This is a genomic window from Vreelandella andesensis, from assembly GCF_003989795.1.
Taxonomy (GTDB): Bacteria; Pseudomonadota; Gammaproteobacteria; order Pseudomonadales; family Halomonadaceae; genus Vreelandella; species Vreelandella andesensis.
Genome location: NZ_RZHG01000016.1, coordinates 1 through 9,580, shown reverse-complemented (window position 1 = coordinate 9,580; position 9,580 = coordinate 1). Strand labels below are relative to the sequence as shown.

The window sequence follows — 9,580 nt, the reverse complement described above, 5'->3', positions numbered from 1 at the left end:
ACGCACCCAAACGTCCGCGCCAGCAGGGCGGCCTGCTCGGGCGTTGGATAGAAGCGGTATTTGTAGGCGCGTTCGGTTTTCATGTCTTACAATTTAGCCTACTTTATGTAAGACAGCAGCACACAAGGCGTCCTGCGGACGCCGTGCTATCCATCGCCACCCAATGCGGTAGCTTGGATGGCGTATTCCGCGCTTGTCGATAAATACGGCTGAAAAACACTGCGGCAATGGCAATCCAAAGCAACATACCCGTTATCTTCGTAGTGCTTAGCATTGCGTAGCGCAGTAGGCTCCAATTAAGGCGGCCTCTAAGCGCTGCAATGAGCAATGCACCACCTGCCCCTAAAGCAGAGGCTTCGGAATGCGAGGTGACTCCTCCTATAATGCAGCCCAGTACGGCAATAACCAAAAGTCCTGGCGCAATAACGTGGCGTAAAGAGATGAGTTTCTCTTTGGCGCTAAAACGTTCTTCAACGGGGGCCGCTGGGCCAAGCGCGGGGTTGATGCGCCCGTTCCAACGTTTCCGGCTTGATGCTGCGAATCGTCGACTGCAGGCAGGATCGACTGGGTGACAGGTGGGCTGGCAGTCGGGCAAACGTTCGATAAGTCACCGAATACGACAAATGAAACGCCAGTTGTTCATAGCTGAAACCCTGTTGCTACTTCAACAGCAGACAACACAGAACACTCTTGGCACTGAGACCAATTCGCCCCACGGCTGACACGGATGCATCGATTAAATAGGCAGCCACCAGATTCAGAATCTTGGGCTGCCTATCCAAGACCTCCGACAGCTTCCGGAGTCTGGCGCCATACTCGTGATTCGAGTAATGTTCGAATATGCTAGCCCGAGTATGGCGGGTCTCTCGCATGCTGGGTTCTCTCAGTTGTTGGATGTTTTTTGGTCGCACTTAAAACATACCTGAGCCAAGAGGATTTTCTTATCTATTCTCAGAATTTTTCATAAAATCAGTTGGTTGTTAGTTTCTGGATGGGCTAGCTACACGTGCTCTTGGTATCGCTTCAGGGCAACTTCATAAGATTTATGGATATGGTCGTCCATTAATTCACGCGCCGTTTTAGCATCGCGCTGCAGCGCAAGCTCCACAAGTTGATGATGCTGCTCATCAAGCTCTTGACGAATCGTCGGCATTTTTGGTCCCAGACGACGGTAGCGATCGAACTGATCATGTAACTGCTCAATAAAACGTAATAACCAGACTGACCCACACGGCGCCACCAACGTACGGTGAAACTGAGTATGCAGATACTCCCACTCCTCGCCTTTATCCAAGGTAATATCGACCCGTTTCAGGCGATGAGCAGCTGCCAACAAATCGGCTTCCCAAAGCGAGTCGCCGTTAGCAATAGCCCGCTCTAGCGCCATACCTTCCATTTCCAAACGCACCTGAGTAATGTCGTCTAGCTCATCCCGCGACAGCTTCGGCACCCGAAAGCCGCGCTGATTTTCCTGTACCAGCAACCCATAAGCCGCCAATTTATTGAGTGCTTCTCGTAGCGGGCTCAAACCGACTTGGTAGCGATCTTTAAGCACATTGATTGCGAGCTTTTCACCGGCAACAAAACATCCGCCTACCAAATCCTTGCGTAGATGATCAAACACACGGCTTGATGCAGTACCTGCTGGCCCTGCAGTACCTGCTGGCCCTGCTGGCCCTGCTGGCGTTGGTGAAGTAGATAAAGAATTATTCATGACGATGTCCTTTATTCATCTCAACTTCCGATGTCCATTCTATTTTTCATTGTTGACGTAAGATAAAACACTACCTATATTCTATTTTAAACAAGATAATCGATTTTTTAACTTATAAACGATAAATAAGGCCTGAGTATGTTTTTGATCTCTTCATTGGCTTTGCGGAATGTGAGCCCATGAATCCACCCGCTGTCCTCTGGCAATTGTTCTGGGCCTTTTTCCGTATCGGCATTCTTGGTTTCGGAGGAGGCCCCGCCATGATTCCCTTAGTGCGCGCAGAGGTCGTTACCCGCCACCACTGGCTAACCGACGAAGAGTTTGCCGACGTACTGGCAATTGGCAATACCTTACCTGGGCCCATTGCCACTAAAATGCCTGGCTACATTGGCTACCGAGTGGGCGGAGTAACAGGTTGTATCGCTGCCGTCATTGCCATCATTGTGCCAATGATTGTAGCGATGATTGTCATGTTAGGCGTTTTTAGCCGCTACCGCGATGTGGCATGGGTTCACGGTATGGGCCAAGCGGTAGTGCCCGTAGTGATGGTCATGATGGCGCAGCTCACCTGGGACTTTTTTGATAAATCACAGGCCGCCCTAGGCTGGATAGTCAGTATTGCCATGGCCGTTATAGCCGCCGGGCTAATCTACTGGCTTGGCATTCACCCGGGCTGGGTGATTGGCGCCATTCTCGTTGCCGCACTGCTACGCCCCTCAGGCACTAAGCCCACGGGTGCTAAAAACGCGGAGGGTGGCCCGTGATTTTTTGGGATCTCTTCTTAGCGTTTTTTATCCCTAACATTATTGGTTACGGCGGGGGCCCGGCGATTATCCCACTGATTGAGGCCGAGGTGGTGGGCCGCTACGGCTGGATGACCTCTCAAGCCTTTGCTGAAACATTAGCACTCGGTAACGCGCTACCTAGCCCTATCGCCACCAAAATGGCGGGATATGTTGGTTATGAAGTAGCGGGCATTGGCGGAGCCTTCATTGCTGTGGCCGCCACCGTTATCCCCACATTACTCTTGATGCTAGGCGCACTGGGGCTGCTATATCGCCACCGTGACTCACCTCGCGTTAAGTGCATGAGCCAGTGGGTTCGCCCAGTTATCGCCATGATGATGGCCTGGCTGACCTTAGGGTTTCTGCTAGAAAGCCACGACAGCATTGGTGCTGTCCACACGCTGATTATTGGTGTAGTTGCAGCTATTGCACTGATTCGCTTCAAAACACATCCCGCCTTTGTGGTCATGGGTGCTTTGGTTTATGGAGGACTTATTATTCCGTAAAGATAACTCAAATTTTTACAAAAAGCCTAGGGGTATCACCACTCAACACGCCAAAACTTACAACAATTTATAGATCAATGAGGTAAACAATGACTCTTAAATCGCTATTTACTACCACCGCTTTAGCGGCAGCACTATCCATTCCAGCATTTGCTACGGCTGCTGATAGTTATCCTGACAAACCTATCGAGTTTATCGTGCCTTGGGGGCCTGGTGGCGGCAGTGATTTGCTTATGCGCCTAGTGAGCAGGCACCTTGAAACAGAGCTAGGCCAAGCTGTGCCTGTTATCAATATGCCTGGTGCCAGCGGAACAGTAGGCCTACGTGAAGCCTCTCGCCGTGATAGCGATGGTTATACTATCTCCCAGATACATGAAGGCCTACTAATTGCGCACTATTCTGGCATTACTGATCTTAACTGGGACGATTTTGATGTTGTTTCAATGATGACAAGCGATAACTCGGTCATCGTAGTCAGTGCAGATACTGGCTGGGAAACGCTTGACGATATGCTTGAAGATGTCACCTCGAATCCAGGTGAATATCGAATGGGCGTTACTCTGGGCGGTATTCCACATTTATGGGCAGTGCAGTTTGAAGAGTCAACTGGCACTCAGTTTGGCTATGTAGGTTATGAAGGCACTGGAGAAAGACTACGTGCGCTTGCGGGTGGACATATCACAGCAGCCATTGAGGACTACTATTCAGCCCGTGCCTTCGTAGAAAATGGCGATTTAAACGTATTGGCCGCGGCCACTTCTGAGCGTATTGATGAGCTGCCCGACACACCGACGTTGAAAGAGCTAGGGCATGACCTTGAATTCTTGGTAACACGTGGCGTTGTTGTACCCAAAGGCACCCCTGAACCTATCATTTCAACGCTGGAAAGCGCACTAGAAAATGTCGCCAATAGTGAAGAATTTAAAACCGACATTGAAAATGTAGGCGGCACTGTGCGTTACCTTAATAGAGAAGATTATACCGCTTATCTAGAGCGTAATGACGAGTTCATTAAAAACAACGCTCACCTCCTTAATTAAGATAACGATGTTCATCAGGAGGCCTTTATGGAGCGCAGAACGACAGAGGCAGCATTAATCCCAGCATTACAGCTGCTGTCTTATCTCATCATCGCCCTGGGTGCTTTATTCATGGCCTTCAAGGCCGGCTCATTGCCGGCCTCTCGTTGGGAACCCATGAGCGCAGGCACTTTCCCACAAATCATTTTTTCCAGTATTACTATTTTATGCGGTATGGCAATTATATTTGAATTCTTCAAGCACGGCTTACCACGTACATCCTTTTACATTGCTTGTAAAAAATTAATTGCACTTAAGGCCGTCATCATCAATCTGGTGCTATTTACTGTGTATATGACAGCAATGCCAATTGCTGGATTTATTACCAGCACTTTTATATATCTGCTCACTACGCAGCTTTATCTAGCACCCAGGACGTCTACTAACATAGTGATTGCCACTTTCGTCGCCATTCTCTTTTCCGCTGGGCCTTACTATTTATTTTCTGAGGCCTTCAACATCTATCTTCCTCGTGCTCAATGGTAATGTGATCTATGACTGATGCTTTCCTCGTGGCGCTAGGGGGCGTGACAGATCCCTATACGCTATTACTAATGGCAGTAGCGACTTTTGCAGGTATTGTTGCCTCAGCAATACCCGGTTTCACGATTACAATGGCAATTGTCCTTACGCTGCCCCTTACATTTGCCATGCTCCCCATGCAGGGCATTGCGGTCATGCTATCTGTCTACGTAGGGGGACTAAGTGGCGGCTTATTTAGCGCTGCCCTGTTGGGTATTCCAGGCACCCCTTCATCAGTTGCAACCACCTTTGATGCCTTCCCCATGGCTCGACAAGGTAATCCTGGAAAAGCGCTCTCCTTGGGATTATTCGCTTCATTCGTGGGCTCTATTATTTCTATTGCTGTACTGATCGTTGCCGCGCCTCCGCTCGCACTTCTGGCTGTGAAATTAGGGCCCTGGGAATATTTTGCGCTTATTATTTTTGCTTTGACTGTTATAGCTAGCCTAGTAGGTGACTCTCTTATCAGGGGACTGATTGCGGGTCTAATCGGTATCGGCATCGCTACTATTGGCCCTGATCCACTCATGGGGCGCGAGCGATTTACCTTTGGCTACGAAATTCTGACCGCAGGCGTGCCTTTCCTGGTGGTATTAATCGGCATGTACGCCATGAGCCAACTACTTTCCGAATTAGAACCTGCCAACGGAGGTACACAGCACCCGTCAGGCGCGTTAATCAGTGGGGATATGCGCCCTCACCTCTGGCAGACCATAAAAGACATCTTATTGAAGCCCGTCAATGTTATTCGCTCATCCTTACTCGGCGTGTTTATTGGCGCAGTACCCGGTGCGGGTAGCTCAATTTCCAACTTACTAGCATATGACCAAGCTAAACGAGCGTCTAAGCACCCAGAAACGTTTGGTAAGGGTGAGCCTCAGGGCGTTGTGGCTTCTGAATCAGGCAACTCATCAACGGTGGGCGGTAGTCTAATACCATTGATAGCGTTAGGCATACCAGGCTCGCCCGCCGATGCAGTTCTCATGGCAGCCATAATGGTACACGGCATCAGCATTGGTCCACGCTTAATACTTGATCATCCCGACCTGGTTTACAGTATGTTTATTGCCATGGCGATAGCTTCGGTCTTCATGCTGGTATTAGGCGTTATCTTGATGAGGGCTTTTTTACGGCTATTAAATGTACCTAAGTATATTGTTGTGCCCGTTGTACTTGCATGCTGTGCCATTGGTACTTACACCCTGAACAACCGCCTATCTGACCTTTACCTGCTTGCCTGCATCGGTGCAGTTGGCTACCTACTAAAAAAACTGGACTACCCACTAGCACCACTTGTACTTGGCGTTGTATTGGGACCTATCGCAGAAACTAACTTAAGACGGGCCTTTCAGACCAGCACTGACTGGACACTCTTCTTCACTCGGCCAATATCAGCGCTGCTGCTTACGCTGGCGGTTGTGTCTGTGATTTACAGTATTTATAGCTATATGAAACAGCGCCGTCTAATGGCTCAACGTCTCGATGCTACATCTGAATAGGAATATCTATGCACACTGATCCGCACTATTACCCCTCCGCCTCACGCCGTATGGTCACGTTTGGAAAACGCGGAATGGTCGCTACGTCTCAATCGCTTGCCGCACAAGTAGGCATAGAGATGTTACGAAAAGGTGGCAATGCTATTGATGCTGCCATTGCTACAGCTGCTGCTTTAACCGTCGTTGAACCAACCTCAAATGGTATTGGTAGTGATGCTTTTGCTCTTGTGTGGGTGAAAGGTGAGCTATATGGCCTCAATGCTAGTGGCCCTGCTCCAAAGAGTATTTCATGTGATGCCGTCAAAGCCCTAGGTCATGATGAAATGCCTGCCCATGGATTAGTACCGGTCACAGTGCCGGGTGCGCCTGGCGCCTGGGCTGCGCTTTCAAAACGTTTTGGCAAACTGCCTTTTGAACAGCTGTTAGCGCCAGCAATAGGATTAGCTGAAGAAGGTTTCGCTGTATCTGCAGTAGCCAGCCAACTCTGGAAAAGTGCAGAAGAGCGTTATGGTCAATATGGGACAGAAGAATTTGCCTCCTGGTTTACGCATTTCACGCCCAACGGCCAAGCACCTAAAGCGGGTGATGTTTGGCGTTCTCCGGATATGGCTAGAACGCTGCGAGAAATTGCTAACAGTCATGCTGATGCGTTCTATCAAGGAGGTCTAGCGGATGCGATGGATGCCTTCTCACGTCAGCATGGCGGCTTTTTACGCAAAGAAGATTTACAAGCTTTCAAACCAGAGTGGGTTAAACCTATAAGCGTCCGATATCGTGGTTATGATGTTTGGGAAATCCCTCCTAACGGCAGCGGATTAATTGTGCTGCAAGCCTTGGGTATTCTTGAATCGTTAGGCGAGCAATCCAATGACCCAGTGGAAACCCTCCACCGCCGTATCGAGGCAACAAAACTTGGTTATGCAGATGGCTTGAACTACATTACTGAACGCTCATCTATGCAGCCGAACGTTGAACAGATGCTGGGCGATGACTACTTAACATCTCGTGCCTCACTGATCGGCGAGCGGGCCATTGACCCCGTACATGGCAACCCGATTAAGGGGGGCACCGTTTATCTGGCAACAGCAGATGATGAAGGCAATATGGTGTCATTCATTCAAAGCAATTTTGAGGGCTTTGGTTCGGGCATCGTGGTGCCGGGTACCGGCATCAGTCTGCAGAATCGTGGCTGGTCGTTCTCCCTGGATCCACAGCACCCGAATGCGCTAGCGCCCGGCAAACGCACCTATCACACTATCATCCCGGGCTTTATCACCAAAGATAACCAAGCTGTTGGGCCATTCGGTGTGATGGGCGGCTATATGCAGCCTCAGGGTCATGTGCAAGTGGTAACGGCCATGCTTGAAGACCACCTCAACCCTCAGGCGACGCTCGATATGCCGCGCTGGAAGTGGATCAAAGGAAAAACCATCGAAGTCGAAGCCGACTTTCCCAATCACTTAGCGCTTGCACTGGCACGCCGTGGCCACGACATCGTCAAAGTCGCTGACTCGATCAGCTTTGGCCGTGGACAGATCATTCTGCGCGACCCTGACACCGGCGTACTGCAAGGTGGCACTGAACCACGCACCGATGGGGCAGTGCTTCCCTGGTAAATCGCTGACTTGATAGGTTGTTAGTATTATAAGTCGCTATTTCGCTCATCCCTCTCCGTCGTGTTGCCGTTGAAGGCAACCGACGATCGTTAGTTAGTGCCCATTCAGAAACACAACGTGCTTAAGGCCCATCGCGCGCCCAGCCGCGATATTTACCTGGCTGGCGTAGCCGCCATCAGCGACTACCGAGCGAGGCAGCTTGCCCAGCTCCGACCGATGAAAATCGAGTATCGGCAGGAACAGCGTTTTATCGCCTGGATCTTCCTCTTCGATGGTCAACGCGGTGATAAAGCCGCTCACTTACTGCTCAGATTGATTTTATGACCGTATTGCACATCGTGGAACCCTTTAACGATGACGTCTGTGTGGGGTTCAAATAGATTAACGATTTTGTCCGCAGAGGGACCCCGTTCGCCCTGGATGACACGGCGTTCCGTTTGCTCCACCACTCTCGACATCAGATCTCTGAAGTGCGCCAGAGCGTCTAACCATTTCTGGCAGGATTTGGAAGATTTCACCCCCGCAATGATCTGCTGTCGTCCACGATCGGCCTGGCGCAGTACCCGTAATCGCTCCACCAAACTTTTAATTACCCACAAGTCATCGATCATATGGGGTTGCACTTGATTAACCAGAACTTGTTTTGATTCGTTGTTTATCTTCAACAGCGTGGGAATGGCACAAATATGGGACGCTGGGTGGAGGAAGAAACGACGAGCTGCGATCTGGGTGATGCACGATTGAACCGAAGGTTAGGGATGATCTCGGAAGATAGTGGGGAGAGACCCGATAGATCCCTACCTACGGCATTCCAGGATTGGGCGAATACAAAGGCCGCCTATCGCTTCTTTGCTAATGAAAATATCAGCGAAGACAAGATATTAGAGGGGCATTTTGCAGCCACGGCTTTACGAATCCAGGTTGCTGATGGCCCCATTCTGATCTTGCAGGATACAACCGAGTTTTCTTTCAAGCGCTCCTCACCAGAGAAAAACGGCTTCACCAAGGTATCAACCGGGCGCAAAATGAAGGAAGGACGGCACCAGCAGCACACCGTCTGTGGGTTGTTGATGCATGCGAGCTTGGCTATCACCCCAGAAGGTTTGCCATTGGGCCTGACGGCCACCAAGTTCTGGTCGCGGGACAAGTTCAAGGGAACCTCGTCTCTTAAGCGTAAGATCAACCCTACCCAGGTACCCATCGATCAAAAAGAGAGCATGCGTTGGCTCGATAATTGGCGACGTTCCACAGAGATAGCCGGGTCAACCGAATGCTGCGTGCATATCGGTGACCGAGAAAGTGACATCTTCGAACTCTTCTGCTTGGCTCAGGAGCTGGGGACTCACTTTCTGATACGCAGCTGCGTCGTGTCCTGGCGAATATCCTGGTTGACTTCGTCGAAGGGTTCCAAGCTGCGAACCCAAGTGCATCATCAACTTGTAGGTAATTGAAAGGTGTTTCAGGGCGCGGCGCGTTGTGGTGGTTGACATGAATAAATTCCTCGATCGATACGTCGGGTTTTGTCGGTGATTTGACGAGTTCGGGAAAAATCTGATGACGAATCGATAAAGCTATTCGTTATACCACTCGCTCAGTGCAGTGCGGGTAAGAGATTGACACGCTCCGACCACTAAATCAGAGATTATAGTGGCGGATTCCCAGGTCGTTGCCTTCCTGGTTCCTGCTTCGTTGTCCGTTGCCTTCAATGCCTTTGCATTGCCGGTCTTATACAAACTCCACAGGCGTCGATTTCCGAGTGACCCTCGGTATTACTTCAACTCTCAGCACCGGCTAGTAGCGCGGTGCCTGCTTGTAAGATATTGCAGGCGGCATTTACATCACGGTCAATGCCTTGGGTG

The 9,580-nt window shown here is 50.2% G+C and carries 10 protein-coding genes and 2 pseudogenes; 7 read left to right on the top strand and 5 right to left on the bottom strand.

Going from position 1 to position 9,580, the window contains the following annotated elements; genetic code table 11:
- The 4 genes and pseudogenes from ELY33_RS08040 to ELY33_RS08025 form a co-directional block, all read right to left on the bottom strand.
- Positions 1 to 83 (bottom strand): helix-turn-helix domain-containing protein (locus ELY33_RS08040; protein ID WP_136624666.1); only part of this gene is annotated, 83 nt, incomplete at its 3' end.
- A gap of 20 nt (positions 84 to 103) precedes the next feature.
- The gene (locus tag ELY33_RS18085; RefSeq protein WP_244208584.1) at positions 104 to 595 is read right to left on the bottom strand and encodes a TRAP transporter large permease subunit; all 492 of its coding nucleotides are present in this window, start codon (positions 593 to 595) and stop codon (positions 104 to 106) included.
- Positions 501 to 872: pseudogene (locus ELY33_RS08030) on the bottom strand (transposase); the annotation flags it as partial. The gene ELY33_RS18085 and the pseudogene ELY33_RS08030, both read right to left, overlap by 95 nt.
- A 128-nt stretch (positions 873 to 1,000) precedes the next feature.
- On the bottom strand, positions 1,001 to 1,714 hold the full coding sequence (locus ELY33_RS08025) for a GntR family transcriptional regulator (RefSeq protein ID WP_244208583.1): 714 nt from the start codon (positions 1,712 to 1,714) through the stop codon (positions 1,001 to 1,003).
- Positions 1,715 to 1,893: 179 nt separating this feature from the next.
- Between ELY33_RS08025 and ELY33_RS08020 the strand changes: the two genes are divergently transcribed.
- The 6 genes from ELY33_RS08020 (at position 1,894) to ELY33_RS07995 (ending at position 7,721) form a co-directional block, all read left to right on the top strand.
- The gene (locus tag ELY33_RS08020; protein ID WP_126946515.1) at positions 1,894 to 2,478 is read left to right on the top strand and encodes a chromate transporter; all 585 of its coding nucleotides are present in this window, start codon (positions 1,894 to 1,896) and stop codon (positions 2,476 to 2,478) included.
- On the top strand, positions 2,475 to 3,005 hold the full coding sequence (locus ELY33_RS08015; protein WP_126946512.1) for a chromate transporter: 531 nt from the start codon (positions 2,475 to 2,477) through the stop codon (positions 3,003 to 3,005). The genes ELY33_RS08020 and ELY33_RS08015 overlap by 4 nt, the downstream gene beginning before the upstream one ends.
- A gap of 89 nt (positions 3,006 to 3,094) precedes the next feature.
- Complete coding sequence (locus tag ELY33_RS08010; protein ID WP_126946509.1) at positions 3,095 to 4,045, top strand: Bug family tripartite tricarboxylate transporter substrate binding protein; 951 nt, start codon at positions 3,095 to 3,097, stop codon at positions 4,043 to 4,045.
- A 27-nt stretch (positions 4,046 to 4,072) separates the two neighbouring features.
- Entirely contained in the window at positions 4,073 to 4,570 is a 498-nt protein-coding gene (locus tag ELY33_RS08005) for a tripartite tricarboxylate transporter TctB family protein (protein ID WP_126946506.1), read from the top strand.
- Positions 4,571 to 4,578: 8 nt separating this feature from the next.
- Positions 4,579 to 6,105: a tripartite tricarboxylate transporter permease gene (locus ELY33_RS08000; RefSeq protein ID WP_126946503.1), complete on the top strand. Its 1,527-nt coding sequence runs from the start codon at positions 4,579 to 4,581 to the stop codon at positions 6,103 to 6,105.
- An 8-nt stretch (positions 6,106 to 6,113) separates the two neighbouring features.
- A complete protein-coding gene (locus tag ELY33_RS07995) occupies positions 6,114 to 7,721 on the top strand; it encodes a gamma-glutamyltransferase family protein (RefSeq protein WP_126946500.1) in 1,608 nt (535 codons plus the stop codon).
- Positions 7,722 to 7,829: 108 nt separating this feature from the next.
- Here ELY33_RS07995 and ELY33_RS07990 read toward each other — a convergent pair.
- Positions 7,830 to 8,287, bottom strand: a pseudogene (locus tag ELY33_RS07990) (ISNCY-like element ISMaq5 family transposase); the annotation flags it as partial.
- Positions 8,288 to 8,407: 120 nt separating this feature from the next.
- Here ELY33_RS07990 and ELY33_RS07985 point away from each other — a divergent pair.
- Positions 8,408 to 9,172 carry an IS4/Tn5 family transposase DNA-binding protein gene (locus tag ELY33_RS07985; protein WP_208644219.1) on the top strand — a complete coding sequence of 255 codons (765 nt, stop codon included), beginning with the start codon at positions 8,408 to 8,410 and terminating at the stop codon, positions 9,170 to 9,172.
- Positions 9,173 to 9,580: the final 408 nt, after the last annotated feature.

Excerpts from the sequence above, each read along its gene's own strand:
- ELY33_RS08025 (WP_244208583.1), bottom strand. The coding sequence starts at position 1,714 with ATGAATAATTCTTTATCTACTTCACCAACGCCAGCAGGGCCAGCAGGG.
- ELY33_RS08020 (WP_126946515.1), top strand. The coding sequence starts at position 1,894 with ATGAATCCACCCGCTGTCCTCTGGCAATTGTTCTGGGCCTTTTTCCGT.
- ELY33_RS08010 (WP_126946509.1), top strand. The coding sequence starts at position 3,095 with ATGACTCTTAAATCGCTATTTACTACCACCGCTTTAGCGGCAGCACTA.
- ELY33_RS08005 (WP_126946506.1), top strand. The coding sequence starts at position 4,073 with ATGGAGCGCAGAACGACAGAGGCAGCATTAATCCCAGCATTACAGCTG.
- ELY33_RS08000 (WP_126946503.1), top strand. The coding sequence starts at position 4,579 with ATGACTGATGCTTTCCTCGTGGCGCTAGGGGGCGTGACAGATCCCTAT.
- ELY33_RS07995 (WP_126946500.1), top strand. The coding sequence starts at position 6,114 with ATGCACACTGATCCGCACTATTACCCCTCCGCCTCACGCCGTATGGTC.
- ELY33_RS07985 (WP_208644219.1), top strand. The coding sequence starts at position 8,408 with ATGGGACGCTGGGTGGAGGAAGAAACGACGAGCTGCGATCTGGGTGAT.